Genomic DNA, 26,727 nt, shown 5'->3' on the forward strand with positions numbered 1-26,727 from the left:
ATGACCACGACGATGCGAGGCCGCATGAGCAACCCCGTGCGCACGAGCCTGGGTGCCCTGACGCTGGCCGCGGCGCTGTCGCTGACGTTCGCACCGGCGCCCTCGGCGGCGCAGGTGCGGATGACGGTGCCGCCGCAGTCGGAGCCGATCGCGCTCCAGGGCGCGACGATCCACACCGTGACCAACGGGGTGATCGAGAACGGCGTGATCGTCTTCGAGAACGGCCTGATCACGGCCGTGGGCGCCGCCGGGCAGGTCCAGATCCCGGCCGGGGCACGTGTGGTGGACGCGGCCGGCAAGCACATCTACCCGGGCCTCGTGGACGCCTACAGCACGGTGGGCATCAGCGAGATCGGCGCGGTGGACGTCTCCAACGACGTCAACGAGCTCGGTGACTTCAACCCGAACGTGCACGCGGACGTGGCGGTCAACGCCGAGAGCCGCCACATCGGGACCACCCGTTCCGCGGGTGTGCTCGTGGCCATGACCACGCCCGGCGGCGGGCTCATCTCCGGCATGTCGTCCGCGATGAGCCTCGAGGGGTGGACGTGGGAGGAGATGTCGATGGAATCCTCCGCGGCGCTCAACGTGAACTGGCCGGATCCGCATCCGCGTCGCCGGCGCTTCGGCGGATTCGGCGGCCCGCAGGAGGACCCGCCGAGCTACGAGGAGCAGGTCCAGCAGATCAAGGACTTCTTCGCGGAGGCGCGCGCCTACCGGGACGCCGTGGCGGCCGGGGAGGAGGTGCGCAGCGACTCGCGCTACGGCGCGATGATCCCCGCGCTGGACGGGGAGATCCCGGTGATCGTGGCCGCGGACGGCGTGGCGCAGATCAACGACGCCATCACCTGGGCCGAGGAGGAGGGCATCCAGATCGTCATCCGCGGCGGTCGCGACGCGATCCATGTGGCCGACCGGCTGGTGGCCAACGACATCCCGGTGATCCTCACGTCCACGATGGCGGCGCCTGAGCGCGACTACGACGGCTACGACGGCGCCTACCGCCGTCCGGCGCAGCTGCATGAGGCTGGCGTGAAGTTCGCGATCTCCGGCGGTGCCGGCGCGCTCTACTCGAACCGCCTCCCGTGGGAGGCCGGTGTGGCGGTGGCGTTCGGGCTGCCCGAGGAGGAGGCGTTGAAGGCCGTGACCATCAACGCCGCCCAGTTCATGGGGATCTCCGACAAGGTGGGCTCCCTGGAGCCAGGGAAGCAGGCCACGCTGCTCATCACCACGGGCACCCCGCTGGACATGACCAGCGATATCGAGCAGGCCTACATCCAGGGCCGCGAGATCGACATGATGGACATCCAGAAGTTCTTCTTCGAGAAGTACATGGCCAAGGTGCTCCAGCTCCGGCGCCTGACCATGTAGCTGCGAGGCCGGGAGCGGGGCGGGCGGGGATCCCCCGCCCGCCCCCCCTTGCCCTGCCCCCGCCGAGCCGGGGAGATTCCAGGGTTCGCCCGAATCCGCTCCAGCCCGGGAGCTGCCCATGGACAGAGCCGCGTTGCGCGCCCGATCCGATGCCGGTCTGACCGGCATCCAGGGTCACGCCGCGCGCCTGCTCCTGCTGCTCCACCTGGTCCTGGGCGCCGCCGGGCCGCTGGCCGAGGCACGCCTGGAGGCCCGCGAGGCGCCCCGGGCCCACCTGGAGGTGGAGGGCGACCCCACCTGCGCCCCCGCCCACAACCACTTCCTGTGCGTGGTGGGGCGGACCATGGCGCTTCATCTGCCGGGTCTGGCGCCCCAGGAGCCCCTGGCTCCGGAGTCGCGGGCCCGGCTGCTCGGCGCACCGGCGGCCGCTCCGGCGTACGCCGATCCGGCCCCCCTCCACGGCGCGCGCGCACCACCCCACGCCTGATCGACCTGCCCGGGCCGTCCGCCCGGGATTTCCGTCCACACGTCGATCCCTGAGCAACCATCGCCAGCCCGCGCGTCCGCGCGCGGCCGTGCGTGGGGGAGTTGTCATGAACCGATTCGTTCGGGCCTTGCTGCTGGCACTGATCGCCGGCACCGCGGCCCTCACGCCCCTCGCGGCCCAGACCGGCACCATCCGCGGCCGGGTCGTCACGTCGGCCGGCGAGCCCGCGCCCGCCGCCCACGTCCACATCGTCACGCTGGGCCGCGCCCTGGAGGCCAACCCCGACGGCACCTTCGTCTTCGAACGGGTGCCCACGGGCGCCTACCTGGTCGAGGCCGAGAGCGTCGCGGGCGCGGGTGCGCTGACGCGCGTCCAGGTCACGGCCGGTGGCACCGTCGAGGTCACGCTCACGCTGGACCCGCTGTACCACATGGAGGCGCTGGTGGTCACGGCCGGTCCGGAAGCGCTCCGCACCTCCGAGTTGTATCAGGCCGCGGACGTGCTCGGCGGCCGCGAGCTCGCGCGCAAGGCCGAGCCCACCCTGGGCGAGACGCTCGCCGGCGAGCCCGGTGTCAGCAGCACCTACTTCGGGCCCGGCGCGAGCCGTCCCCTCATCCGCGGGTTGGGGGGCGATCGCGTGCGCATCCTCGAAAGCGGTGTGGGCGTGGGCGACGCGTCCAACACCAGCCCCGACCACGCTGTCTCCATCGACCCGGGCTCCGCGAGCCAGATCGAGGTCGTGCGCGGACCGGCCACACTCCTCTACGGCAGCTCCGCGATCGGCGGCGTGGTCAACGTCGTGGACGAGCGTATCCCGACCGAGGTGGGCGGCTCCCCGGTGGGCGGCTACCTGCAGGCCCTGGGAGGTACGGTGGCCGACGAGCGCAACGTGTCGGGCGCGGTCAACGGCCACCTCCGCGGGCTGGCCTTCCACGTGAGCGGCCAACGGCGCACCACGGGCGACTACACCATCCCGGGCTTCGCCGAGATCGATCCCGATCCGGGTGAGGAGTCGGGGGTGCTCGAGAACTCCTCGCTCGAGACCACGAGCGGCGCGGTGGGCGCGTCCCTGGTGGGTGAGCAGGGCTACTTCGGCCTCTCCGTGGGTGGGTACGATTCGAAGTACGGCGTGCCCGGCCATCATCACGAAGAGGGCGCCGAGGAGCCGCTCCCGGGTGAGGAGGAAGAGGAGGCGCCCGTCCGGATCGACCTGCAGCAGCGCCGGTTGGACATGGGCGGATCGTTGCGGATGGGCCGCGCGGTCGAGCACCTGCGCGCCCGCTTCGGGTTGGCCGACTACGAGCACGTGGAGCTGGAGGGCGAGGATGTCGGCACCCGGTTCCTGAACAACCAGTGGGAGGGTCGCCTGGAGGCACACCACCGTGAGTTCGGGCCGTCCCGCGGTGCCATGGGGCTCCAGTTCTCCAGCCGCGACTTCGAGGCGATCGGCGAGGAGGCCTTCGTCCCGCGCTCGGAGACCACGCAGTTCGGGTTCTTCGCATTCGAGGAGATGGATCTCGACGCGGCGCGCGTGCAGCTCGGCGCCCGCTTCGAGCGTCAGCGCTCCACCGAGCGTGCAGACGACACGGAGCGCGTCCACAACGGATTGTCGCTCTCCGCGGGGCTCAACGTGCCGGTGGGCGAACGGCTGACGCTGGCGCTGTCGGCATCGCGCTCGGTGAAGATGCCGACGCCCGAAGAGCTGTACTCGAACGGACCGCACCTGGCCACGAGCTCGTTCGAGGTGGGCAATCCGGATCTGGACACCGAGACCGCGCTCAGCCTGGACGCGTCCGCGCGGCTGACCATGGGGCGGGTGCAGGGCGGTCTCACGGGGTTCGTCAACGCGTTCAACGGGTTCATCTTCCCGCGCTTCACCGGCGTGGAGGTGGACGGCCTGCAGGAGGTGGTGTATTCGCAGGCCGATGCCCGGTACGTCGGCTTCGAGCTGGACGGCAACATCGAGCTGTACCACGTCGGCGCGCAGCATCTGGCGCTGCTCTTCGGGGCCGACTACGTGCGGGCCACCCTCACTGAGACGGATCAGCCGCTACCGCGCATCCCGCCGCTGTCGCTCCGCGGCGGCTTCGAGTTCGACGCAGGCCCGCTGCGCGCCGGCTTGGAGGCGCGCCACGTCGCACGCCAGGACCGCGTGGCGGCGTTCGAGACGGAGACGGACGGCTACACGCTGCTGGACGGCTCGGTTTCGTATCGGCTGATCCAGGGCGCCGTGGCCCACGACCTCACGCTCAGCGCGAGCAACCTGACGGACGAGGAGGCGCGCGTGCATACGTCGCTGCTCAAGGACCTGGCCCCGATGCCGGGCCGCGAGGTGCGGTTGGCGTACCGGTTGTCGTTCTGAGGGGCCGAGCCGGCCGGTAGACGCCGGCTCCGCTCCTGCTCGCAGGCCCGCGGTGGGAGACACGCGGGGCCCGGTCCAATCGGACCGGGCCCCGCTTCTCGCTGCGATGACGACGGAGAAGAAGCGTCGCCCCCCCGTTCGCCGCTCAGGGCTTCTGCGTGACGCTCACCCCATCCGTGTCCAGCGGACCGCCGCCGTTGTTCTTCAGCTCCACGCGGATCAGGGTCGCCTCGCCCATGCCGGCATCCAACTGATCGAGCTGGACGCCCTCCTTGTCATTGTTGCTGAACTCGGAGCGGGTGATCCGGGCGTGCAGATCCCCATCATCCTCCTCTTCCAGGACCATGCCCTCTTCCTCCACGCTGCCCGATCCATCCACGAGCACCATCCGCGTAAGGATGCTGCCGGTGCCGGTCTCCGAGAACTTCACGTTCTCGCCGATGTTTCCGATCGCCGTGACGTTGCGCAGCTCCACGTCGATGTCGCCGTCGTCGTCCTCGTCGAGGTCGAGGCCCTGATCGTAGTTGCCGTTCAGCGTGGTCTGGACGATCCGCCCGCGCAGGCTGCCCGCACCGATCTCGTCCGCATCGAAGCCGTCATCCAGGTCGTTCGGGTCCTGCGGGCCGTTGCGATCCAGATGGCTCTGGGCGATGTCGAAGAGCACGTCGCCGTCGCCGGTCTCGTCCAACTCCAGCCCGTCCGCACCGTTCTCGTTGGCGTCCGAGTTCCGCATCCGGTAGGTGATGCTGCCCACTCCGCCTTCGTTCACGCGGATGCCGTCGAAGTCGCTCACGCCGCCGAATCCGTTGCGCAGCACCGCCGAGCGCAGCACCTCCACGTCCAGGCTGGCATCGGAGTTGGTGAGCTGATCATCCACCCACAGACCGTGCAGCCCGTTGTCCAGGATCTGCACGTCCCGCACGTCCACATGCACGGTGCCGGTGGCGGCGGCGGGGATCGCCACCACGACACCGGTGCCGGGGAAGTTCTGCACGGTGAGCTTGCGGAGGCGCACGTCGCCGCCGCCCGTGAAGACCAGCCCGTCCCCGGTGGAGCCGGTCCCGTCCAGGATCACCCCATCCCCCACGATCTCGAGCGCCTGGGTGCCGGTGAAGACGAGTGACTCGCTCACCGCGATGAGGTCGGGCCCCTTGATGCGAATGCGCGTGATGCCGGCATCCACGCTGGCCTGGGCCAGCGCGTCACGCAACGACGCTTCGTCCGCGTCCACCACCCTCACCACGGAGCTGGCGGACGACTCGAGCGCGGGGGCCGAGTCGAGCGCGGAGGGAGAGGACATCTCGTCCGAACAGGCGGCGAGCGCGACGAGGGTCAGGCAGGCGAGAGCGGAACGTCGCATGGCGGATCTCCGAGGCAGGGGAAGGCGGCGCCCGGGTTCGGGCTCGCCGCCACTCGGAGGACAACGTGCGGGGCGTGTGTGACGTCCAGGTCACATGGCCGTGACCGTTGCGGGTCCCGGACCGACGCGTTGCGTCACGGTGTCGGGTGCGGAACCCGCCCGTAGGTAGGGCGGCGCCCGGCCGCGGGCGGCGGGGCGGCATCGGGCTCGCCGGACGGCGCGCAGACCCAACTCAGCGTGGCACCAACCGCTCCCGGCGCTCCGTCACCGACTCCACGCGCTCCCGGCTGTAGGCCACCGGGAAGTAGCGGTCCGCGGCCCACAGCGGGAACAGGTCGCGGTAGTGGGGATCGTCGGGGTCTCCGGCCTGGCCGGGCGTGTTGGTGCCGACCGCGTTGTCCCAGTTCTCGGTGTCCACGATGATGCGGAAGGACGCGCCGGACGTCTGGTTGTTGCCCCCGCCGGTGGCGCCCACCGTGGAGCCGTCCCCGCCGCGCGGCGCCGGACCCACGTCCAGGCGCGCGCGCAGGTCCGCGTTGACCGCGGCCGACAGGGGGTGGCGGATCAGCGCGTGCTTGTAGCGCTCCTGTCCGTAGCGCCATCCCTTCATGTCGGAGCCGAGCGTGTTGCGCAGGCTGGCGACGGCCTCCTCCAGCGCGCCCACGAGCACCGCGTCCCGGCCCGCGATCGGATCCCCCATCCCGGTGCGACCGGCCGCGACGGCCGGGTCCCTGCGGCCGAACTCGCCCGGAGGCGCGATCAGCCAGTCGATGGTGCGTTTGAGCGAAAGCGAGCCCACGTGCTCGCGCTCCGCCGGCCGTGTCATGACCTCTCGCACGGCGTCACGCAGCGCACGCTCCCAGGCCACGTAGATGCCCGCCTCGATGGACGTGGGATCGAGCACGAACGGACCGGTGGATTCGGGATCCCGCGTGGTGCTCGATCCCCAGTTGAGCAGCATCCGGCGGGCCGTCTCGGCCGTGGCGTTGCTGGAGGACACCTCGCGCAGCAGCGGCACCAGCGTACGCGCCGGGATCGACGTGTAGTCCGTCTGCAGGAGCATCATGTCGCCGATGGAGAACTTGCGTCCGCCGTCCAACACCTCGTTCACGCGCGCCCAGCGGAAGGGATCGGCCCACTCCCAGCCGATCGCCTCGCGCCGATGCGGATAGTCGAGCGCCGTGAGGTTGGAGTTGGCGGTGCCGAAGTAGCCCTCCGGTGGATTGACGACGTGCGGTTTGGACTTGATGGGCAGATAGCCGTCCCACTCGTAGCGGCCGTCTCCGGGGACGGGCACCAGCCCGCTCCACGTGCGGCGGATGGGCGCGATCCCCACCGCCTGCCAGCCGATGGTGCCGTCGCGCCCGGCCCAGATCATATTCTCGCCCGGGATGTTCAGGTAGTTGCTGGCTTCGACGAACTCCTCCCACGTGCGGGCCTGGTCCATGCGCAGGCTGGCCATGTACGGGGCGCCGCCGATCTCCATCCAGGCGGCGCGCACCGCGTACGCGACCTGGTTGGAGGGGTCTTCATGCACCACCGGGCCGTGCCGCGTGTACTTGAGCTCCACCACTTCAGGAGCGGCGCCCTTCACGCGGATGGTGTCCACGATGACGCGCATGTCCTCCCAGCGGCCCTGATAGCGGTACTGATCCGGATCGGACGGGTTGGTTTCGTAGACGTAGAGATCCTCGCCGTCCGTGCTGAAGACGGTCAGACCCCAGGCGCCGTGCTGGTTGTGGCCGATGGACACGCCCGGGATGGTAGGCTCCCCGCCGCCGATCACGTCCCAGCCCGGCGCCACCAGGTGTACCCAGTACCGGAGCGACGGCGCGCCCTGCGCGCGGTGCGGATCGTTGGCCATCATGGGGAAGCCGGACAGGCTGCGCGTGCCGTCCACGATCCAGTTGTTGCTGCCGATGTCGGCCCGCGCCTCGGTCTCCAGGTGCAGGCGCTCGGCGCTCTGCACGGCCGCGAGCTGCTCGAACCCGTCCTCGGCGTCCGCGTCCGCCCGGTTGCGCAGCGCGGGATCCACGATGTGCTCGGGCCGGAACTGCACGCCGCGCCGAAACGCGTTGTAGAGGCGCAGGATGTCCTGGGAGAGCAGCGACCCGTCGATCGCGGGATCGAGCGTGAGGTCCGGATCTCCGGGCTGGACGGGGTGGAAGTACTCGAGCGCCCGCACCCGGTCCGCGCCGATCGCGTGCACCGCCCGACCGTAGCTGAGCTCCGCGCCGATGTTGCCCAGCAGGCCCTGGTGGCGGGAGATCACCACGTCGGGGGTCCAGCGGCCGGGCTCGATGCCCAGCAGCTCGAACTCGATGGGCAGCAGGGAGGGATCGCGCTCCGTCTCGGCGATCCAGGCGTTCACCCCGGCCACGTAGGCTTCGAAGATCTCCACGCCGTCCGGGTGGTAGTAGGCGAGCTCCCGCTCCAGGTCGCCCCGGAACAGGAACAGCCGCGTGCCGCGGTCCCGGTCCACCTCGTCCGGGCCCAGGATCTCAGCCACCGTGCCCGTGGCCTGCCGGCGCCAGAGCTCGAACTGGAAGAGCCGGTCACGTGCGGCCGCGTAGCCCTGGGCGAAGAACAGGTCCGCCTGGTTCTCCGCATAGATGTGGTTGATGCCCCACCGGTCGCGCAGGATCTCGACCGGCGCCGTGAGCCCCTCGGCGCGGAGGGTCTGCGCGGCCGACGGGGCCTGCGCCCGGAGCGCGGGCGCGGGGACGCAGATCAGGGTGAGGAGGAGGGCTGGGACGAGGCGGCGCATGAGGCTTCCCCTGCAGGCGGTCGACGATGCCGACCATCATGGGCGGGAAGCGGGCGGGCGGCCAGCGGAGGCGGCGCGCGGGAGAGGCGCAGGTGCGGGAGGCTGCCGGCGACGCCGATCGCGCGACGGCGGCGTGAGGACCCCTGAGCCGCCTCCGGTCACGTAGCGCCGCCAGAGCGAGGACGCCTCAGCGGCCTCCGTTCACGTACCGCCGCCAGCGGCCCTCGCGGAACTGGAGCAGGATGCGAAGCACCCGTTCGGACGTGCTCTCGTCCGCTTGCCCCGTCCGCAGGAAGTCGCTCAGCCCTCCCAGGCGGGCGTACAGGGACGGGTCCGGACGCACGAAACCCATGCGCCACTCGCCGAACGAGCGCTCCTCCACCAGGCCGCGGCTGAGGACCAGGGCCCCGCCATGGCGCGGGTCCGTCTCGATCCGCGCATACAGCGCCTCCACCACGTCCGGCGGGCCCTCCAGCACCTGGATGAACGAGCCTTCGTGGAACAGGAGCAGACCCGTCACCCCCAGGCGGGTGTTGGTGGCGCGCGCCCCCTCCAGCAGGGTCTCGAGCTCGGACTGCTCGAAGTGCTGCCGCGCAGCGCTCACGTAGACGAGCTGAAGAAGGGTCTCAGGGGGACCATCAGCCGCGTGGGGGATGGCCGGACCCGTGGGATCGGGCTGCGCGTCCATACCCGGAGTATCGGCTCGCCGGCCCGACGGCTTGATCCATGCCCTTCCGACGCCCGCCCGGCCCGTCGATACTGGAAGGCAGGATCCCTCGACCCCGGACCCATGAACATCCAGATCTTCGGCACGAAGAAGAGCAAGGAGACCCGGGCCGCGCTGCGGTTCTTCTCCGACCGGCGGATCGCCGTGCACTTCGTGGACTTCGCCGTGAAGGGGCCCTCGAAGGGAGAGCTCTCCCGCTTCGCCCAGAAGTTCGGAGCCCGGGCGCTGGTGGACGAGGGGTCCAAGCGCTTCTCCGAGTTGGGCCTGGGGTCGGCCGCCTACTCCGATGAGCGCTGGCTGGAGCGGCTGGTGGACGAGCCGCTGTTGTTGAAGCAGCCCCTGGTGCGCAACCAGAACCGGCTGACCGTGGGCGATGCGCCCCGCGAGTGGAAGGCCTGGGTGGAGGACGCGCGCGCATGATCCTGCCGCTCACGGGCGCGGTCGTGGGCACCCTGGGCGGTGGCGCGTGGGCGCTCAACCGGGTGGCCCTGGCCACGCTGCGGCCGCCCTCCCGGCCCGTGGAGCGGACCCCCACCGACCTGGGACTGCAGCACGAGGACGTGGAGTTCGCCTCCGGGGAGCTGACGCTGCGGGGCTGGTGGATCGAGCCGGTGGGGCCGGCCCGCGACGCCCTGGCCGTCCTGACGCACGGCTGGACCGCCAATGCCGGGATGATGCTCCCGCTGGCGGCCGCGCTGGCCGAGGCCGGTCACCCCGTGCTGGCCTTCGACGTGCGCGCCCACGGCCGGAGCGACCCGACCCCGGTGTGCACGGTCCGGCACTACCGGGACGACGTCGCGGCGGCCGTCCGCCACGCCGGGGAGCGCCATCCCGGCCGCCCGACCGTCCTGGTGGGCCACTCCATGGGGGCCGCGGCCGCTGCGCTGGTCGCCGCCGACGGCCACCCCGTCCAGGGTCTGGCCCTCCTGGCCTGCCCCGCGGACGTGCTGGAGGTCACCCGGGGGTGGATGCGGGACAAGGGCCTGCCCGGCCAGTTCCTGATCCCCCTCCTGGTGCCGTTCTGGCGCCTCCAGACCGGGGAGCCGGGCCTGCGCCTGAGGCCCGAGAGCCGGCTGGGCGACGTGGGCGTGCCCACCGTGATCGTGCAGGGAGGTCAGGACCGGCGGGTGCCTCCGGAGCACGCGGAGCGGCTCGCGCGCATCCTGGATCTTCCCGTGCTCCGGATCGAGGATGCGGATCACATGGGCCTGCTGGAGCGCCCTCCGGTGCATCAGGCGGTGGTGGGTCTCCTCGCCGACGTGACGCGCGCGGCGCTCTGACGAACCCCCGCCGCCCCTTTCGGGACCGGCCGCCGAGGTGAAGGTTGGCGGGCGACCCGCTTTCCGGGAGGACCGCTTTGGAACACACCCCGCGCGGAGGAGACCGCCTCCGTCGGATCGGACTCGTGCTGGGCCCCGTCTTCTTCTTCCTGCTGCTGGTGGTCCAGGTGGCGCCCGATCAGCCCGCCGCCAGCCGCATGGCCGCCGTGGCGCTGCTCATGGCCACCTGGTGGATCACCGACGCGGTCCCGTTGTTCGCCACCGCGCTGCTCCCGTTGGCCCTCTTCCCCCTGCTGGGCCTTTCCGGGGGTGGAGAGACGGCCACGCAGTACTTCAACAGCACCATCGTGCTGTATCTGGGCGGCTTCCTGATCGCGCTGGCCATGCAGCGCTGGAACCTGCACCGCCGGATCGCGCTGGGCATCATCCAGCGCGTGGGCGGGACGCCCAACCGGTTGGTGCTGGGCTTCATGCTGGCCGCGGGCTTCCTGTCCATGTGGATCTCGAACACCGCCACCGCCATCATGATGGTCCCCATCGGGCTGGCCATCGTGGTCACCATGGAGGAGACGTTCGGCACGGAGGACACGCACCCCTTCACCGTGGCCGTCATGCTGGGCATCGCCTACGCGTGCTCCATGGGCGGGATCTCCACGCTGGTGGGGACGCCGCCCAACCTGTCCTTCTCGCGCATCTTCGCCGTCACCTACCCGGACGCCCCCCCGATCGGCTTCGGCCAGTGGTTCCTGCTCGGCCTCCCCATCGGGGCCACGATGCTGTTCGTGACCTGGATCGTGCTGACGCGGGTGTTCTTCCGCACCCCCGACCACGTGCATGCCGATCCGAGCGTGGTCGCCGACGAGCGGGCGCGGCTGGGAAGCCCTTCCTTCGAGGAGAAGGTGGTGATGGCGATCTTCGCCACCACCGCGCTGCTGTGGGTGTTCCGGGTCCGCATCAGCCTGGGGTTCCTCGAGATCCCGGGCTGGTCCGAGTTCTTCCCCGACCCGAGCCTCTTCGACGACGGCACCGTCGCCATCGCCCTGTCCGCGCTGCTGTTCCTGATCCCGGCCCGGGACCGGGGCGAAGGCAAGGGCATGATCCTGGACGCGACCGTCATCCGGCGTTTGCCGTGGGACATCGTGCTGCTGTTCGGCGGCGGCTTCGCGCTGGCCTACGGCTTCCGCGTCACCGGGTTGTCCGACGTCATCGGGGGGCGCTTCGCGGGCCTCTCGGAGGCGCCGCCCCTGTTGATCGTGCTGCTCATCTGCCTGGTGATCACCTTCCTGACCGAGCTGACCTCCAACCTCGCCACCACCGAGATGATCCTGCCCATCCTGGCCTCGGTGTCGGTGGCGGCCGGACTGCACCCCCTGCTCCTCATGGTCCCGGCGACGCTCTCCGCGTCCTGTGCGTTCATGATGCCGGTGGCCACGCCGCCCAACGCCATCGTGTTCGGGAGTGAACGCGTCCGCATCGCCGAGATGGCACGGGCGGGGATCGTGCTGAATCTGATCGGAGTCGTCATCGTGGCCAGTCTCTTCTATGCGATCGGGCCGGTGGTCTTCGACATGGATCCCACGACGGTGCCGGAATGGGCCACGCCGTCCGGAGTCGTGCCGTGAGCCGCCCGCGGACCCCGCTGCACAACACGCCACGCTCCCCCGCGGCATCGGAGTCCCAAGTCTCCGAGCTGATGATGCCCCAGGACGTGAACAACCTGGGCAACGTGTTCGGCGGAGCCATCCTGTCCATGGTAGACCGGGCGGCCGCGGTGGCCGCCATGCGGCACGCGGGCCAGACCTGTGTCACCGTCTCGATCGACCGGGTGGACTTCCGCGAGCCCATCTACGCCGGCGAGCTCGTGACGTGCAAAGCCCGCGTGAACTACGTAGGCCGTTCGTCCATGGAGGTGGGCGTGCGTGTGGAGGCCGAGAACCTGCTCACGGGCTCCAAGCGGCACACCAACACGTGCTTCCTCACGTTCGTGGCCATCGACGACCACGGACGCCCGCAGGCCGTACCCCCTCTGGAGCCCCATACGCCGGAGGAGCGTCAGCGCTGGGCCGAGGCCCGCCGCCGGCGCGAGGTACGGCAGGCGTTGGCCGCGGAGGAACATCGCGAAGATTGACGGAGCGGGCGCGTCCGTCGGGTTCGTGCGTGGGTCGGCGTGCGTCCGTCGCCGCCGATCCCCCTGCGCGTCCGACGGCAGCGACCCCTCGATCGGGTGCGAACGCGTGCGAAAGGCCTCGAGGTCGGAACCGTTTCCGCGACTGCCCGGCACGATCCAACCCCTACACGAAAGGAATCCCGCCACATGCTGTCCGTGGGCACCGAAGCACCCGACTTCTCCTTGACCCGCCGCGTGCGCGAAGCGCCCGTCCGGTTGTCCGACTTCCGCGGTGAGCGCACCGTGGTCCTGTTGTTCTTTCCCCTGGCGTTCTCCGGCGTCTGCACGGCCGAGATGTGTCAGGTGGCGGAGGACTACTCGCGCTGGACCGGCCTGAACGCCGAGATCCTCGGGATCAGCATCGATTCGCCGTGGGTCAACGCGAAGTTCGCGGAGGAGACGGGCGCGGCGTTCCCCATCCTGTCGGACTTCAACAAGGACGTGAGCACGGCCTACGGCGTGCTCTACGACGACTTCTTCGGGATGAGGGGCGTCTCCAAGCGCTCCGCGTTCGTCGTCGACCGGGACGGGATCATCCGCTACGCATGGATGGAGGAGGATTCGTCCATCATGCCGCCGTTCGACGAGATCGCCGAGGCGGTGGCCGCGCTGCGCTGACGGCGTGGGCAGGGCGGCGCGGGCGGTCCCGCGCCTGCCCTCCTACTCCGCCTTGCGCGCCGTGATCACCAGGCAGGGCAGGTCCAGCGCCAGACGCCCGTCGCCGGTCACGAACGGACGCAGAGACTCCTCCGCCTCCTCCAGCAACACCTCGAACTGCCGGTCGTCGAGCACGCCCCCCAAGGTCCAGGCGCACGCGCGCTCGGTGGAGATCAGGTCCGCAATGGAGGCGAAGCGCACCGAGCCTTCCACGCGTCGCACGTCGGCGTCGGCGATCCCCGCCTCGGCGCAGCGCCGACGCAAGAGGGCGCGATCACCGCTCGCGAACGGTGCGGCGAAGGCCCGGGCCACGTCGTCGCCGAACAGCCGCTGCAAGAGGACGGTGAGCACGGCATAGCCGGGCGAATGGTCGAGGGCGTCACAGACCGCGACGGTCAGGCGACCGCCGGGTCGGAGCACCCGCATCATCTCGCGCAGCGCCTGCGCCTGGTCCTCGAAGAACATGAAGCCGAACTGACTCACCACCGCGTCGAAGCCGGCGTCCGCGAACGGCAGCGACTCCGCGGCTCCCTCCGTCCACTCCAGACCCGGGGACACCCGGGCGGCCACCTCGAGCATCTCGGGATTCAGGTCGACCCCGACCACGGTGCCGCCCGGATGCACGCGCTCGGCCACCGCGCGTGCCAGCGCGCCCGTGCCACACGCCACGTCCAGCACGCGTTGTCCGGCCGTGACGCGCGCCAGACCGGCCATCTGCATCGCCCAGGGACCGAAGAACCCCGGAACGAAGTCCTCCTGGTAGATCTCGGCGGGGGAGCGGGTGCGTGTGACCGACATGGGTGCCTCCCGAACGGGGTGGGTGGCGGCGCGTGCGCGCGGGTGCGCCCGACCTGGGAACGTCCCACCCCAGGTGGCGAGAAGCCCGGCGGTCAGGGGTCACTGCCGGCGCGCGTGCGGCTCAGGCCCGCTCGAGCACCATCGCGAAGCCGAGCCCGCCCGCGGCGCAGACGGTGACCAGACCCAGCTCCAGGTCGCGGCGCCGCATCTCGTTCAGCAGCGTCGTGGTCACCCGCGCGCCCGTGGCGCCGAACGGGTGACCGATGGCGATGGAGCCCCCCATCACGTTGATGACGTCCTCGGGCGGGTGCCCCACCGCCTGCGAGCGACCGAGCTCGCGCTCGGCGATCTCGTCCGATTCCCACCAGCGCAGGTTGGACAGCACCTGGGCCGCGAAGGCCTCGTGCATCTCCAAGAGCTGGATGTCCGCCATGGTGACCCCCGCCCGTTCGAGCGCGATCGGCGCGGCGTAGTAGGGGCCCTGCAGGAGCTGTTGGGACGGGTCCAACGCGGTGAAGGCATAGCTCCTCACCCAGCCGAGCGGCGTGACCCCGTGGGCCTTCACGGCCTCCTCCGACATCAGGAGCACGGCGGAGGCGCCGTCCGTGAGCGGAGAGGCGTTCCCGGCCGTGACCGAGCCGAACTTCCGGTCGAACACCGGCTTGAGCTTGGCCAACGCCTCCAGGCTCGTATCCGCCCGGATGCCGTTGTCGCGGTCGACGACCGTCTCGAAGGACTTGCCGACGTAGACCGGCGCGATCTCCTCCAGGAGCCGCCCGTCCTCGGTGCCCGCCTGGGCCAGCTGGTGCGAGCGCAGCGCCCAGCGGTCCTGATCCTCGCGCGAGATCCCGTTCTCCTTGGCCATGCGCTCGGCGGATTGGCCCATGGTCTCGCCCGTGGTGGGCTCGGCGATGGCGGGCTGGACCGGGATCAGCTCCTTGGGGCTCAGTCCCTTGAACGCCGCGACCCGCGCCCCGAGCGAGCGCGCCTTGGAGGCCTGGACCAGCCGCTTGGAGAGGCGGTCGCTCACGGTGATGGGCACATGGGAGAGGGACTCGGCACCGCCCGCCACCACGAGGCCCGCGTATCCCTGCCCGATCAGGTTGACGCCGTCCGCGATGGCCTGGTTGGAGGAGCTGCAGGCCCGTGAGACCGTCACCGCCGGCACGGTCTTGGGGAGCGTGCCGAGCCCCACCTCGCGCGCGATGTTGGGGGCCTGCGTATCGTGCACCACGGTGCCATAGATCAGGTGGTCCACCTGGTCGGGATCGACACCGGAGCGCGCCACCAGCTCCCGCACCGCGGTCTTGCCCAGCTCGATGGCGGTCAGGTCGGCGAAGACGGTGCCCGAGCGCGCGAAGGGCGTGCGTACGCCGGCCACGATGGCGGTTCTCATGCGGTCCTCCCCCTCGGGTGGTGCGTGCCGTGGCGGACCCGCACCCCTCGGTCCCCCGCGGGCGGAGCGCCCCCGGCGCGCGCTGGACCTACCTCCGGCCTTCCCGTAACGTTCCGGCCGCATCCGGCCCCGGCGATCCGCGGCGGCCATTCCGATCCGCCCGCTCCCGGGAGCCATGCGCGCCGTCGTCTTCGGGGTCACCGTTCCGGGCTTCCTGCTGGCGCGCTCCGTGGGGCGGGTCAGCCGGTCGGCCACCCACGGGGTCCTGAGCGGTCTCCGCCTGCGGGACTGGCCCGAGCCGGTGCTCCCCGGTCCGGATTGGGTGAAGCTCTCCGTGCTCTACGGGGGGATCTGCGGGAGCGATCTGGGCAACCTGTCCTTCACCAGCAGCCCCCTGATGGAGCCGTTCGGCTCCTTCCCCGCCGTGCTGGGCCACGAGATCGTGGCGCGCGTGGACGAGGTCGGGTCCGCCGTCACACGTGTGCGGCCGGGCGACCGGGTGGCGGTCGATCCCATGCTGTCGTGTGGCGTCCGGGGGTTCACGGGCACCGAGGTCTGTGGCTCCTGTGCGGTCGGCCGTCACTCCACGTGTGGCAACGCGGGGGAGGAGGGACGCACGCTCGTGGACGGCACCCCGCTCGCGCGGGGGCTCACCATCGGCTACCACGCCGACCTGCCCGGGGGGTGGGGGGAGCGGATGATCGCGCACGAGTCGCAGCTCTTCCCCGTGGACGAGGCCATCGACGACCGGGTCGCCGCGCTCATCGAGCCGCTGTCCATCGGCATGCACGCCGTGCTCAACACGCCCGTCGGCTCCGGGCCCGTCCTCGTGATCGGCAGCGGACCCATCGCCTTCGCGACGATCTGGGCGCTGCGCGCGGCCGGGTACGGCGGTGAGCTGGTGGCGCAGGCCAAGCGCGCGCCCGAGGTGGAGCTGGCGCGCGCGCTGGGGGCGAGCAGCGTGGTCCGGCCCGGAGACGAGGCGCGCGACGCCCTGATCGCCACGGGCGCGCAGGCCTACCAGCCGATCGTGGGACCCGAGGTGTACGCCGGGGGCGGCTTCCCGGTGATCTTCGACTGCGTGGGGAGCGGGGCCACCCTCGCCCAGTCGCTGTCGTACGCGTCGGCGCGCGGACGCGTGGTGATGCTCGGGTGCGTGGCGGAGATCAAGAAGGTGGATCTCACCCTGCTGTGGGCGCACGAGCTGGAGGTGCACGGCTTCGTCGGGTACGGGGCCGAGCAGTGGCGGGGGGAGGTGCTGCACACCTTCGAGGTCACGCAGCGGCTCCTGCTGGAGTCGGCCGCGCCGGTACAGCGCATGGTGACCGACGTCTATCCGCTGAAGCAGGTCCGTGAGGCGTTGGCCGCGGCGGAGGATCGGCGCACGAGCGGCGCCATCAAGGTGCTGCTCCAACCCTGAGCCCGCGCGGTCCCGCGCGTCAGGCGCGGGCCGCGGCCAGCAGCGGCTCGGCGTTCGCGCTCTTCCGGGAGCGCTTCTCCTTCGTGGTGAGGTCGTCCAGGGCGCCCGCATCATGGAGCGCCAGGAACGCCTCCACCACGCGCGGATCCAGCTGCGTCCCCGCCGCGTTGCGCACCACCTCGACCGCGGTGCGCGGGGGCAGACCGCGCCGGTAGGGCCGGTCGGACGTCAAGGCGTCGAAGGTGTCGGCGACCGCGAGGATGCGCGCCTTGAGATCGATCGCATCGGCGCGCAGGCCACCAGGATATCCGCGGCCATCCACGCGCTCGTGGTGGTGCAGCACGATCGGCAGCAGCTCCGCGTATTCGGCGATCGGCTCCAGGATGCGTGCGCCGATGACCGTGTGCTCGCGCACCGCGGCCATCTCCTCCTCGGAGAGCGGGCCCGGCTTGTTCAGGATCTCCACCGGCACGCCGATCTTGCCGATGTCGTGCAGGAGCGCGCCGCGGCGCAGGATCTCCATGTCCGTCTCGCCGAGCTGAAGCTTCCCGGCGATCCGCAGCGCCAGCTCGCACACGCGCTCGGAGTGACCGGCCGTCCACGGCGAGTTCGCGTCGATGGTGCGCGCGAGCGCGGTGAGCGCTCCCCAGTTGAAGCGGTCGAGCGCGCGCAGGCGTCGTACGTTGGAGAGCGCGAGCGCCAACTGGTCGGCCACCTGGCGGGCGCGCAGCAGATGCGCGCTGCCTGCAGGCATCTCGCCCGCGGCCGCGAAGGACACCACGCCGGCCGGCCCGCCCTTGAGGACCAGCGGCAACGATACGAAGCCGTGGTCGGGCGCTTCCAGGAGGACCGGGGCCATGAGCCATGAAGGCCGGACGGCTCCCGCCGGGGTCTCGATGTGCTCGGGGCTGCGCTCCAGGGACTGCAGGTCGGAACGGGCCAGCCCGATCGCATCCACCAGCGCTTCGCCCTCCCCGCCGAGCACCGTGTACACGGTGCCCTGGGTGGGATCCTCCGTGTCGAGCAGACAGACGGAGATGAGGTCGGTCCGGACCACGGAACGCATCCCGCGCAGGAGCGGGTCGATCAGATCCCGGCCCTCCGCCTCGCCGAGCGCCGCCCGGTCCACTTCACGGATGACGCTCAGCGTGCCGAACTGCTCGCCCAGACGCTGGGCCATCGTGTTGAAGGACTCCGCCAGCTCCTCGAACTCGTCGTTGCTGGTCACGTCCACGGTGGTGTCGAAGCGCTCCTCGGCGATCCGGCGCGTCCCCTCCTTGAGCCGCTTGAGCGGTTGGATGGTGCGCCGGATCTGCAGGTCGCTCAGCAGCAGCACGATCAGCAGCGCCGTGAGCGCGAGGGGCAGGAACCGCTGCGTGAACTCGCGGACCGGCGCGGTCACGATCGCCGCGGGCACGGTGAGGACCAGGTGCCAGCCCGGCCCGCGGAAGCGCTCCCCGAGCGCGAGCGGTGCCACGACCGACTCCTGCTCTACGCCGTCCGCCTGCCACGTCAGCCGGGTCTCTTCGCCGTCCGCCAGGGCCTGGTCGAGGGCGCCGCGGAACGTCAGGTCCTCCACAGGCCGACCGACGACCGGCTCCACCACGTCGTCCACGATCAGCAGGTCCGACTCCGGAAGCGGAGCGAGATCCAGCCCGTCCCAGAGGAAGCCGGAGCGCAGCCGCGCCCAGACCACCGTCTGCGGCGCACGTGCGTTGCCGAGGGCGCGGGCGACGAGTAGGTCGGGAGCGCCTTGCGGGTTGCGTACGAGCGCGAGCACCGGGCGGCCGGTGTCCAGATGGGCCCGGTCGCGGTCTTCGAGCTCGGGCAGGCTGGCCAGCCGGCCGCGGAGCATCTCGGGCGTACGGGTCCCGCGATCGAGCGCGACCGCCGAGAAGCTCGTGGCGGCTTCCGTGATCTGACGGACCCGGGTCTCGTCGACCTCCGGCAGCTCCAGCACCCGCGCCAGGACCTCGAGCTCGGCATCCGCCACCTGCAGACGTTCCGTCAGGAGGCTCTCGGTGTCGCGCACGACCTCGGCCACGCGCGCTTCATGCTGGGCCCGCAGATGGCGCGCCACCTGGCGGTAGGACACGGTGGCCAGGGCCCCCACGGGGAGGACGGCGCAGAACACGAACAGGAACAGCAGTCGGCGTGCGACCTTCGTCTCGAGGAAACCGAGTTCGACTCTCACGGTATCTGCTGCGGATCCTGTGGGCCCTGGGGGCCGTCCATTGAACCTGCTCGGGAACGCACGCGCCATGTCGACGGTGGTCTCCGTGCAACGCCTGCCGGGGGGCAAGAAGCGTGCACAGTTCCGGCTCGTTGCCCGCATGCAACTGGCCGCGGAGCGGGAGACGCTGTACCGGCTTCTTTCCGATCCCCGCGAGCTGAACGGCCTGACGCCCGCGTGGTTCCGACTGGACTTCCGGGACCCCGTGCCGGACCGGATCGGTGTGGGGACCACGCTGCGCTACCGCCTGCGCACGCGCGGCCTGGTGTGGCGCTGGGAGAGCCGGATCGACGCCTGGGAGCCGCTGGACCGCTTCAGCTACGTGCAGACCCGCGGACCCTACCGCGGGTTCTGGCACGACCACCGCTTCGAGCCCATGGAAGGCGGGACGGCGGTGACCGACGTGGTGGACTACAGCCTCTGGGGAGGCGGGCTCGCGAACCGGATCATCGAGCCCTGGCTCCGCGAGATCTTCGCGTTCCGGGGCCGTCTACTCGCCGGCCGCTTCGGCGCCCTGGCCGATTGAGGCCTTCCGCCAGACCACGGTCTCGAGATTGCGGATCCGCAGGGTCTCGTCTCCCTCGCGGTTCTCGTAGCGCAGGATCATCTCGTCGGCGAGCCCCTCCTCGTTCCGGAACAGGATGCGGAACTCGGTCTGGATGCCGTACGGGGCGCTCTCGATGCCGTCGATGGGATGGGCGCGCATCATGGAGCCGCCCAGCCGGATCATGAGACGGTTCCCGGCGAGCTGGATCTCCCGGCCCTCGTACCCCTCCGTGTCGGTGGTCCAGCGGCCCTGCAGCGTCGTCGGGATGTCGGGAGCCACCTCGGTCGTGCAGGCGGTGGCCAGCAGCGCCAGGGACGCCGCGAGGAGGCGCGCGAAGCGGGTAGCAGAGGCGAACATGATGAGCTCCGTCAGGTCGGGACCGGAACGGCCCGTTCCGGGAAGGCGGTTTCGCGGTGGGACGCGACGACGTCGCGCAGATCGCCCGTGTAGAGACGCATGAAGGCTCCCACGACCCTGGGGTCGAACTGCGCCCCCGTCTCCTCCTCGATGATCCGGGTCGCGGCTTCGACGCTCTTCCCGGCGCGGTAGGGCCGGTCGGAGACCAGCGCGTCGAACGTGTCGGCGACGGCCACGATGCGCGCCGCGAACGGGATGGCTCTCCCGGCGAGTCCATCGGGGTAGCCCCGCCCGTCGTAGCGCTCGTGATGATGGCGTACGACGGGCAGCATGAAGGCGAAGGCCTCGATCGGACGCAGGATCGCCTCCCCCACGACCGGATGGGTCTTGATCAGGTCGAACTCCTCGTCGGTCAGGCGCCCTGGCTTGTTCAGCACGGCGTTGGGGATCCCGATCTTGCCGACGTCGTGCAGGAGGGTGGCGGCGCGCAGACGCTCGATCTCGGTCGCCGGGAGCTGCAGCTCCACGGCGAGTCGCACCGACAGATCCGTGACGCGCTGCGAGTGACCCGCCGTCCAGTGCGAGCTGGCGTCGATGGCCAGCGCCAGGGCGTCGAGCGCGCCTTCCTTCAGCCCGTTCAGATCCACGAGCCGCCGTACGCTGGCCAGGCTGAGGGCCGCCTGGTCGGCGAGCTGCCGCGCCTGCGTCTGCTCCGTCTCGTTCAGGAGCTGCCCGTCGGTCCGCTCGATCCACAGGAAGCCGGCCGCCTCCGAGCGCGCCCGCAGAGGGAAGACGTGCACGGGACGCGTGCGATGGCCCTCCACCGCCCCGATGGCGATGAGCGGTGCGCGCTCGTCGCCCTCCAGGACGTGGTGGTCCCCCCAGCGGTGGATCAGGTGGAGCGTTCCCGGCGCGAGGCGCACGAGCGCGCGTCTCCGGTCCGCGTCGGCGGTGCCCCGGAGCAGCGTGGCGCCCTCGTCATCATCCAGGAGGACCATGCCCAGCTCCGTGCCGGGCAGGGCGTGGCGGAGCGGATCGTCGATGCGTTCCAGGACCGGATCGAGGCTCTGGGACTCCAGCGCCTGACGATCCAGCGCGTGCAGAGCTTCCAGCGTGCGGAACTGCCGACCCAGGTCCTGGGCCATTCCGTTGAAGGCCGCAGCGAGCTCGCCGAACTCGTCGTGACTGGTGACCACCACGCGGCTCTCGAAATGGCCTTCCGCGATCCGCTCGGTTCCCGCCTTCAGGCGATCGAGCGGATCGATGGTGCGCCGGATCTGCACGTTGCTCAGCAGGAGCACGGACCAGAGTGCCAGGAGCAGCGTAGGCACGAAGGCACGCGTGAAGCCGTTGAGGGGCGCCAGCGCGGCGCGAGCCGGCTCGCTCACGATGGCCACCCAGGGCTCGGCGCGGAACTGCCCGCTCAGGAAGATCTGCCACCCCCAGCCCAGCCGCTCGTCGGCCCCGCGGCCCCAGCGCACCGGCTCGGAGCGCGCGGCGGTGGCCTGCGAACGAAGAGAGGCCGGGAGTCCGTGCGGGCACACCAGCGGCTCGCCGTAGGGGTCCAGCACGCAGAGGGCGCGCCCGACCTCGGAAGCCGAATAGACCTGGGCGGTGGCCCACAGCGAATCCGTCCGGACCGACGCGGCCAGCAGGCCGGACCCGGCCGGGTCCCGCCGCACGAGGACCGGACGCCGCAGCTGACCGTCGAGGATCAGGTGGGTGCCGCCGTCGTCGAGGAAGGCGCGGGTGGGCTCATCGAGCACCGGCAGGATCGCGGGAGCCTGGCCTGTACCCCAGGTCGGGGCCGCGCCTTCGGGTCCCCGGGCCACACCGGCCAGGAGCCGGAACCGCGCCGAGCCTGTCTGCAGGGGCGCCCCCGGCGCCGGATCGGCCGCCGCCAGGGCCCCCAGCTCCGCCTCCGCGGCCATCAGCCGTTCGATGACCGACATCCCCGCCGCGGCGGCGGATTGCCGAAGCCGCTCCTCGCCCTGATTGGACAGCTCGCGGGTCACGTGCCGGTAGGACAGCCAGGACGAGAGCGAGAGCGGGAGGAGGGCGCAGAGCACGAACAGACCGAGCAGCCGACGGGCCACCCGCGTGGTCAGGAAACGCCGCTCGAAGAGCGCCATGGCTCAGAAGTTCCGGCCGAGGCCGATGAAGCCGCCGTCGTTGGCGCGGACGATGTCGTCCTGGGACGTCGCGCCGGTCAGCGGCGAGACGCAGGTCCCGTCGAGCCCCTTGGAATACAGGTCGAAGTCCGAGTTCAACGGTACGAGGAACCGGTTCTTGCGAGGCGAGCAACTGGGCGGACCACCCCCGCCACCGCCACCCCCGCCTCCGCCGCCACCACCCCCACCTCCACCCGCTCCGGCGCCTTTGGTGGCGGCCAGCGGCTGGTATACGTAGGGGCGGCCCCACGGATCGAGGAAGGTGCCGCGCCCGATGTCCGCCAGGCTGGCCGGTAGCAGCCCATCGTTCTTGCCCGCGTACTCGAGGATCTCGAGGCTCAGGACCCGCACATCGCCGATGGCGGCGGCATTCTGCGCCTGCTCACGGGCCCCCTGGAGCTTGGGCACGACGATCGAGGCGAGCGTCCCCACGATGGCCATGACCACCAGGAGCTCGATGAGCGTAAACCCTTGATTGATATACGGTTTGGCGCGCATCATCCGGCCCGGGCCGAGCGGCCGGCGAAGCACAGATGCCCCGCCGCAGCCACTCGGACACGGCCCCGGGGTGCAAACGCCGTGCTAGGTGCGCCTACCGTGTGGCGGCGCTGCGCACCGCCCGCGTCAGGCGGGGCGTTGCACGTCCACCACGAGCCGGTCCGGGGAGGACAGCTCGAGGATGCGGTAGGGGGTGGCTTCGGTGAGGTCGAAGACCCAGGTGACCTCCCCCTCGAAGTCGCAGGTCCGGACCAGCGTGAGGAGGTGGTCGGACGTGCCCTTCCGGCTGGCCGACCCCACCGTGGAGCGCCCGTTGTCGTCGTGACCGCGCGCGCCCAGGATGCGGACCCGCAGGAAGGCCGCTCCGGACGTGGCCACCGGCGCCTCCGCCGGGTCGGCCGCGCAGTCCGTGGGGGGCGCCTCCAGGTACTCCAGGCGGTAGCCGGGGAAGTCACGCGCGTCGGCCGCGAAGCTGATCACCAGACGGTCGAAGCCCTCGCCCCCGGACAGCTCGATCCCCTCGATCGTGCGCGATGGAGCGCCCGGGGCGGGACGGCGGTTCAGGGCCCCACTGGTCCACGGGAGCGTGAGCCCGAGCTCCTCCGTATCGAGGCCCTCGAGCGTGCCCTGGGACAGCGTATCCTGGGCCGGCGGACCGGGGGGGATGTACGGGACCTCCTCGGCTTCCGGCTCGCTACCGCCGCACGCCGCACCCCACACCACCGCCATGCCCGCGAGGGTCGCCGCCACCCGCCTCGTCCACCTGGATCCGCTCACGTCCGCTCCGTCTCCTCGCTCTGCTTGATCGCCTCCTGGAGCGCGTCGAAGCCCAGGAGTGCGCATTTGACCCGCACGGGAAAGCGACGTACGCCGGACAGCGCTCGCAAGTCCCCGAGGGCGCGGTCCCTGGCCGCGCCGTCCTCGCCGTGCATCAGGCCCGTGAAGCGCGCCGCCAGGTCCAGGGCCTCCGCCGTGCTGCGTCCCTTCAGCAGGCCGGTCATCATGGAGATGGAGGCCTGCGAGATGGAGCAGCCCTGCCCGCTGAAGCGCGCGTCGTCGATCCGGCCGTCGGCGATGGTGAGCTGGAGGCGCACCTCGTCCCCACAACTGGGGTTGCGCATGTGCACCTCGACGGTGGCGCCCTCCAGCTCCCCCTTGTTCCGGGGATGCCGGTAGTGCTCCAGGATGAGCTCCTGGAACAGCGAGGAAAGCTGTGGCTCCGGGTTCTCCACCGTGCTCCGTCAGCCGAAGATGCGTCGGACCTCGCCGAGACCTTCGACCAGCCGGTCGATGTCGGCGCGCGCGTTGTACACGTAGAACGAGGCGCGGTTCGTGGCCGGGACGCCCAGCCGGCGCATGAGCGGCTGCGCGCAGTGGTGGCCGGCCCGGATGGCCACCCCGTGGGCGTCCAGCACGGTCGCGACATCGTGGGGATGGACCCCTTCCACCTCGAAGGACACGACCCCGGAGCGCAGCTCGGGATCGCGCGGCCCGAAGATCCGGATGCCACCCACGGCCTCCAGGGCCTCGCAGGCCGCCGTCACCAGCGCACGCTCGTGCCGCAGCACGGCCTCGCGGCCCAGCGCGTCCAGGTAGGTGATGGCCGCGGCCAGTCCGACCGCGCCCGCCACCGGGGGGGTGCCCGCCTCGAACTTGTTGGGCAGCGTGGCCCAGGTGCTCGACTCCAGGTCCACCCGGTCGATCATGTCCCCGCCCCCCTGCCAGGGCGACATGGCCTCCAGCAGCGGCCGCCGGCCCCACAGGACGCCTATCCCGGTGGGCCCCAGCATCTTGTGACCCGAGAAGGCGTAGAAGTCGCACCCGAGCGCGCACACGTCCACGGGCAGGTGGGGTGCGCCCTGGGCGCCGTCCACGACCATCACGGCGCCCACCGCCCGGGCGGCCGCGGCCAGCCGGGCCACCGGGTGGACCGTCCCCAGCGCGTTGGAGACATGCGCCACGGCCACGATGCGGGTCCGTTCGGAGAGGAGCGACGGCAGCGCGTCCAGGTCGAGCGTGCCCTCGTCCGTGACCGGCAGGAACCGCAGGCGGGCCCCGGTGCGCCGGGCCAGGAGCTGCCAGGGCACCAGGTTGGAGTGGTGCTCCATCTCGCTCAGGAGGATCTCGTCCCCTTCGCGGAGGTGATCCGGTCCCCACGCCTGGGCCACGAGGTTGAGGCTTTCGGTCGTGCCGCGCGTCCAGATCACCTCGGCCGGATCGGTGGCGCCGATCCAGCGGGCCACGGTCTGGCGAGCGTGCTCGTACGCCTCGGTGGAGCGCCGCGAGAGCTCGTAGAGGCCACGGTGGACGTTGGCGTTGTCGTGCGTGTAGTACCGGAGCAGGGCGTCCAGCACGGCCCGCGGCTTCTGGGTGGTGGCGGCGCTGTCCAGCCAGGTGAGCGGCCGCCCTCCGACCGGCTCCGCGAAGATGGGGAAGTCCTCCCGCGCAGCCAGCGGTGCGTCAGCCATGTCGTCTCCTCACTCCACCTTCACATAGATGCCGTCTGCGCGCGTCTCCACGTCGTAGACGCGCACCTTGCGGATCGCGGGCAGGCGGGTGGCGCGGCCGGTGCAGGCGTCGAAGCGCGCGCCATGCAGCGTGCATTCCACCTCCCCGCCCACCAGCTCTCCCTGGGAGAGCGCAAAGTCGGCGTGCGAGCACTGGTCCTCCAACGCGTAGACGCTGCCGTCCACGTTGGCCAGCACGATGGCCTCGCCGGCTGCCTCTACGGCGAGCAGCCGACCAGGAGGGCAGTCCTCCCGGTCGGCCACCTTCACCCACGGATCAGACACGGCCCAGCTTGGTCTCGATGGCGCGCGTGACCTTCTCCACCACGCCGCCCAGCGGCAACCGCCCCAGCACCTCGCCCAGGAAGCCCAGCACCACGAGGCGCTCCGCGCGCTCGCGGTCGAGCCCGCGGCTCATGAGGTAGAAGAGCGCCTCGGCGTCCAGCTGCCCCACGGTGGCGCCGTGCGAGCACTTCACGTCGTCCGCCTCGATCTCGAGGTTGGGCAGCGAGTCTGCGCGCGCCTCGTCCGACAGCAGCAGGTTGCGGTTGGTCTGGTACGCGTCCGTGCGCTGCGCCTTGGGATGCACCTTGATGATGCCGCGGAAGACCGAGCGGGCCCGGCCGTCCAGCGCGCCCTTGTACAGCAGGTCCGACGTAGCGTTGGGGGCCACGTGATCCTGGCTGGTGCACATGTCGAAGTGCTGCTTCCCGTCCCCGAAGTAGAGCCCCAGCATGTCGCTGTTGGCGCCGGGCCCGAGGAGCCGGGCGTTCAGGTCCAGCCGGGCCACCGAGGCACCGAGCTGGACGTTCAGCGAGTCCAGCGTGGAATCGCGATGCGCCACCGTGCGCTGCTGCGAGAGGTGGAAGGCGCCCTTCCCCATGCGCTGCAGCGAGACGAACTGGATCTGGGCGCCGTCGTCCGCGAAGGCCTCCACCGCCGTCGAATGGAACGTCTGACGCTCGAAGTCCGGCGAGAGGATCTCGTCCACGAAGGACGCCTGCGCCCCCCGCGCCGCGACCAGCAGCGTACGCGTGAAGACGGCCGCGCCGGGCTCGGACGCCCAGCGTGTAACGCGCACCGGGTGCTCCAGCCGCACGTCCGGCGGGAGGTACAGGAAGACCCCGTCGCTCCAGAGCGCCGCGTTGAGCGCCTGGAACTTCCCGTCCCGCGCCGGCACCGCCTGTCCCAGGTGCTTGGCCACGAGGGCTTGGTGCGTGGAGACCGCTTCGCGCAGGGACGTCAGGACCACGCCCCGCGCGGCCAGGTCGGCGTCCAGGTCGACGTGCACGACCCTTCCGTCGATCTCCACCACGTGCCCGGCCGCCGCGTGGTCCGCCTGCATCGCGGCCTGCAGCTCTGCCGGGAAGTCGGCGGGCGTCACGCCCTCCGCTCCATCCGACAGTGCGAGCTGATCCACCTTGAGCAGCCGCTTCACGTCCGTGTAGCGCCAGTGCTCCAGATGCGTGGTCGGGAACGGCAGCGTCTCGTACAGATCCCACGCCTCCGCCCGGGCCTCCCGGACCCAGGCCGGCAGGTCGGCCGAGCGCATCTCCATCGCGTCGCGGTTGAGCGCCGCGGTCACCCCTTCGGGGCTGGTCGTCGTCATCGTCGTCATCGAA

General features: G+C 71.2%; 24 protein-coding genes. 10 read left to right on the top strand and 14 right to left on the bottom strand.

Annotated elements, in window-relative coordinates; translation table 11 throughout:
• From R3E98_13260 to R3E98_13270, 3 genes are all read left to right on the top strand, one after another.
• Positions 1-1,371, top strand: coding sequence for an amidohydrolase family protein (locus R3E98_13260; GenBank protein ID MEZ4424373.1), 1,371 nt, complete (start codon positions 1-3; stop codon positions 1,369-1,371).
• A 118-nt stretch (positions 1,372-1,489) separates the two neighbouring features.
• Positions 1,490-1,858: a hypothetical protein gene (locus R3E98_13265; protein MEZ4424374.1), complete on the top strand. Its 369-nt coding sequence runs from the start codon at positions 1,490-1,492 to the stop codon at positions 1,856-1,858.
• A gap of 106 nt (positions 1,859-1,964) precedes the next feature.
• Positions 1,965-4,220 carry a TonB-dependent receptor gene (locus R3E98_13270; protein MEZ4424375.1) on the top strand — a complete coding sequence of 752 codons (2,256 nt, stop codon included), beginning with the start codon at positions 1,965-1,967 and terminating at the stop codon, positions 4,218-4,220.
• A gap of 145 nt (positions 4,221-4,365) precedes the next feature.
• Here R3E98_13270 and R3E98_13275 read toward each other — a convergent pair whose 3' ends face one another.
• From R3E98_13275 to R3E98_13285, 3 genes are all read right to left on the bottom strand, one after another.
• A complete protein-coding gene (locus tag R3E98_13275) occupies positions 4,366-5,580 on the bottom strand; it encodes a hypothetical protein (GenBank protein MEZ4424376.1) in 1,215 nt (404 codons plus the stop codon).
• 232 nt (positions 5,581-5,812) lie between these two features.
• Complete coding sequence (locus R3E98_13280) at positions 5,813-8,347, bottom strand: penicillin acylase family protein (protein ID MEZ4424377.1); 2,535 nt, start codon at positions 8,345-8,347, stop codon at positions 5,813-5,815.
• Positions 8,348-8,534: 187 nt separating this feature from the next.
• Positions 8,535-9,035, bottom strand: coding sequence for a BLUF domain-containing protein (locus tag R3E98_13285; GenBank protein MEZ4424378.1), 501 nt, complete (start codon positions 9,033-9,035; stop codon positions 8,535-8,537).
• Between the two features lie 102 nt (positions 9,036-9,137).
• On the opposite strand from R3E98_13285, the gene R3E98_13290 reads away from it, so the two are divergent.
• From R3E98_13290 to R3E98_13310, 5 genes are all read left to right on the top strand, one after another.
• The gene (locus R3E98_13290; protein ID MEZ4424379.1) at positions 9,138-9,494 is read left to right on the top strand and encodes an arsenate reductase family protein; all 357 of its coding nucleotides are present in this window, start codon (positions 9,138-9,140) and stop codon (positions 9,492-9,494) included.
• Complete coding sequence (locus R3E98_13295; protein MEZ4424380.1) at positions 9,491-10,354, top strand: alpha/beta fold hydrolase; 864 nt, start codon at positions 9,491-9,493, stop codon at positions 10,352-10,354. The genes R3E98_13290 and R3E98_13295 overlap by 4 nt, the downstream gene beginning before the upstream one ends.
• A gap of 125 nt (positions 10,355-10,479) precedes the next feature.
• A complete protein-coding gene (locus R3E98_13300) occupies positions 10,480-11,976 on the top strand; it encodes a DASS family sodium-coupled anion symporter (protein MEZ4424381.1) in 1,497 nt (498 codons plus the stop codon).
• The gene (locus tag R3E98_13305; GenBank protein MEZ4424382.1) at positions 11,973-12,482 is read left to right on the top strand and encodes an acyl-CoA thioesterase; all 510 of its coding nucleotides are present in this window, start codon (positions 11,973-11,975) and stop codon (positions 12,480-12,482) included. Before R3E98_13300 ends, R3E98_13305 begins: the two co-directional genes overlap by 4 nt.
• A 186-nt stretch (positions 12,483-12,668) precedes the next feature.
• Positions 12,669-13,139, top strand: a complete 471-nt coding sequence (locus tag R3E98_13310) for a redoxin domain-containing protein (GenBank protein ID MEZ4424383.1) — start codon at positions 12,669-12,671, stop codon at positions 13,137-13,139.
• A gap of 42 nt (positions 13,140-13,181) precedes the next feature.
• Here R3E98_13310 and R3E98_13315 read toward each other — a convergent pair whose 3' ends face one another.
• Positions 13,182-13,976: a methyltransferase domain-containing protein gene (locus R3E98_13315; GenBank protein MEZ4424384.1), complete on the bottom strand. Its 795-nt coding sequence runs from the start codon at positions 13,974-13,976 to the stop codon at positions 13,182-13,184.
• A gap of 121 nt (positions 13,977-14,097) precedes the next feature.
• Complete coding sequence (gene fadI / locus R3E98_13320) at positions 14,098-15,372, bottom strand: acetyl-CoA C-acyltransferase FadI (GenBank protein MEZ4424385.1); 1,275 nt, start codon at positions 15,370-15,372, stop codon at positions 14,098-14,100.
• Positions 15,373-15,547: 175 nt separating this feature from the next.
• Between fadI and R3E98_13325 the strand changes: the two genes are divergently transcribed.
• Positions 15,548-16,792 (top strand): alcohol dehydrogenase catalytic domain-containing protein, encoded by a 1,245-nt coding sequence (locus R3E98_13325; GenBank protein ID MEZ4424386.1) that lies wholly within the window; start codon positions 15,548-15,550, stop codon positions 16,790-16,792.
• 19 nt (positions 16,793-16,811) lie between these two features.
• On the opposite strand, the gene R3E98_13330 is transcribed toward R3E98_13325, so the two are convergent.
• The gene (locus R3E98_13330; GenBank protein MEZ4424387.1) at positions 16,812-18,986 is read right to left on the bottom strand and encodes an HD domain-containing protein; all 2,175 of its coding nucleotides are present in this window, start codon (positions 18,984-18,986) and stop codon (positions 16,812-16,814) included.
• Between the two features lie 67 nt (positions 18,987-19,053).
• On the opposite strand from R3E98_13330, the gene R3E98_13335 reads away from it, so the two are divergent.
• Entirely contained in the window at positions 19,054-19,551 is a 498-nt protein-coding gene (locus tag R3E98_13335; protein MEZ4424388.1) for an SRPBCC family protein, read from the top strand.
• Here the strand turns inward: R3E98_13335 and R3E98_13340 are convergent.
• From R3E98_13340 to sufD, 8 genes are all read right to left on the bottom strand, one after another.
• Positions 19,516-19,929 carry a hypothetical protein gene (locus tag R3E98_13340; GenBank protein MEZ4424389.1) on the bottom strand — a complete coding sequence of 138 codons (414 nt, stop codon included), beginning with the start codon at positions 19,927-19,929 and terminating at the stop codon, positions 19,516-19,518. The two genes, R3E98_13335 and R3E98_13340, sit on opposite strands and share 36 nt — an antisense overlap.
• 11 nt (positions 19,930-19,940) lie before the next feature.
• Positions 19,941-22,061, bottom strand: coding sequence for an HD domain-containing protein (locus R3E98_13345; GenBank protein ID MEZ4424390.1), 2,121 nt, complete (start codon positions 22,059-22,061; stop codon positions 19,941-19,943).
• Positions 22,062-22,064: 3 nt separating this feature from the next.
• Positions 22,065-22,598, bottom strand: a complete 534-nt coding sequence (locus R3E98_13350; protein MEZ4424391.1) for a prepilin-type N-terminal cleavage/methylation domain-containing protein — start codon at positions 22,596-22,598, stop codon at positions 22,065-22,067.
• A 126-nt stretch (positions 22,599-22,724) separates the two neighbouring features.
• Entirely contained in the window at positions 22,725-23,375 is a 651-nt protein-coding gene (locus R3E98_13355) for a hypothetical protein (protein ID MEZ4424392.1), read from the bottom strand.
• Positions 23,372-23,830: an SUF system NifU family Fe-S cluster assembly protein gene (locus R3E98_13360; protein MEZ4424393.1), complete on the bottom strand. Its 459-nt coding sequence runs from the start codon at positions 23,828-23,830 to the stop codon at positions 23,372-23,374. Before R3E98_13360 ends, R3E98_13355 begins: the two co-directional genes overlap by 4 nt.
• Before the next feature lie 9 nt (positions 23,831-23,839).
• Complete coding sequence (locus tag R3E98_13365) at positions 23,840-25,066, bottom strand: cysteine desulfurase (GenBank protein MEZ4424394.1); 1,227 nt, start codon at positions 25,064-25,066, stop codon at positions 23,840-23,842.
• A gap of 9 nt (positions 25,067-25,075) precedes the next feature.
• Positions 25,076-25,390, bottom strand: a complete 315-nt coding sequence (locus tag R3E98_13370; protein MEZ4424395.1) for a non-heme iron oxygenase ferredoxin subunit — start codon at positions 25,388-25,390, stop codon at positions 25,076-25,078.
• Positions 25,383-26,723: a Fe-S cluster assembly protein SufD gene (gene sufD, locus R3E98_13375; GenBank protein ID MEZ4424396.1), complete on the bottom strand. Its 1,341-nt coding sequence runs from the start codon at positions 26,721-26,723 to the stop codon at positions 25,383-25,385. Before sufD ends, R3E98_13370 begins: the two co-directional genes overlap by 8 nt.
• Positions 26,724-26,727 lie beyond the last annotated feature (4 nt).

This window comes from Gemmatimonadota bacterium (assembly GCA_041390125.1).
In the GTDB taxonomy this organism is placed as follows: Bacteria; Gemmatimonadota; Gemmatimonadetes; order Longimicrobiales; family Gaopeijiaceae; genus JAGQIF01.

Excerpts from the sequence above, each read along its gene's own strand:
- R3E98_13260 (MEZ4424373.1), top strand. The coding sequence starts at position 1 with ATGACCACGACGATGCGAGGCCGCATGAGCAACCCCGTGCGCACGAGC.
- R3E98_13265 (MEZ4424374.1), top strand. The coding sequence starts at position 1,490 with ATGGACAGAGCCGCGTTGCGCGCCCGATCCGATGCCGGTCTGACCGGC.
- R3E98_13270 (MEZ4424375.1), top strand. The coding sequence starts at position 1,965 with ATGAACCGATTCGTTCGGGCCTTGCTGCTGGCACTGATCGCCGGCACC.
- R3E98_13275 (MEZ4424376.1), bottom strand. The coding sequence starts at position 5,580 with ATGCGACGTTCCGCTCTCGCCTGCCTGACCCTCGTCGCGCTCGCCGCC.
- R3E98_13280 (MEZ4424377.1), bottom strand. The coding sequence starts at position 8,347 with ATGCGCCGCCTCGTCCCAGCCCTCCTCCTCACCCTGATCTGCGTCCCC.
- R3E98_13285 (MEZ4424378.1), bottom strand. The coding sequence starts at position 9,035 with ATGGACGCGCAGCCCGATCCCACGGGTCCGGCCATCCCCCACGCGGCT.
- R3E98_13290 (MEZ4424379.1), top strand. The coding sequence starts at position 9,138 with ATGAACATCCAGATCTTCGGCACGAAGAAGAGCAAGGAGACCCGGGCC.
- R3E98_13295 (MEZ4424380.1), top strand. The coding sequence starts at position 9,491 with ATGATCCTGCCGCTCACGGGCGCGGTCGTGGGCACCCTGGGCGGTGGC.
- R3E98_13310 (MEZ4424383.1), top strand. The coding sequence starts at position 12,669 with ATGCTGTCCGTGGGCACCGAAGCACCCGACTTCTCCTTGACCCGCCGC.
- R3E98_13315 (MEZ4424384.1), bottom strand. The coding sequence starts at position 13,976 with ATGTCGGTCACACGCACCCGCTCCCCCGCCGAGATCTACCAGGAGGAC.
- fadI (MEZ4424385.1), bottom strand. The coding sequence starts at position 15,372 with ATGAGAACCGCCATCGTGGCCGGCGTACGCACGCCCTTCGCGCGCTCG.
- R3E98_13325 (MEZ4424386.1), top strand. The coding sequence starts at position 15,548 with ATGCGCGCCGTCGTCTTCGGGGTCACCGTTCCGGGCTTCCTGCTGGCG.
- R3E98_13335 (MEZ4424388.1), top strand. The coding sequence starts at position 19,054 with ATGTCGACGGTGGTCTCCGTGCAACGCCTGCCGGGGGGCAAGAAGCGT.
- R3E98_13340 (MEZ4424389.1), bottom strand. The coding sequence starts at position 19,929 with ATGTTCGCCTCTGCTACCCGCTTCGCGCGCCTCCTCGCGGCGTCCCTG.
- R3E98_13345 (MEZ4424390.1), bottom strand. The coding sequence starts at position 22,061 with ATGGCGCTCTTCGAGCGGCGTTTCCTGACCACGCGGGTGGCCCGTCGG.
- R3E98_13350 (MEZ4424391.1), bottom strand. The coding sequence starts at position 22,598 with ATGCGCGCCAAACCGTATATCAATCAAGGGTTTACGCTCATCGAGCTC.
- R3E98_13365 (MEZ4424394.1), bottom strand. The coding sequence starts at position 25,066 with ATGGCTGACGCACCGCTGGCTGCGCGGGAGGACTTCCCCATCTTCGCG.
- sufD (MEZ4424396.1), bottom strand. The coding sequence starts at position 26,723 with ATGACGACGATGACGACGACCAGCCCCGAAGGGGTGACCGCGGCGCTC.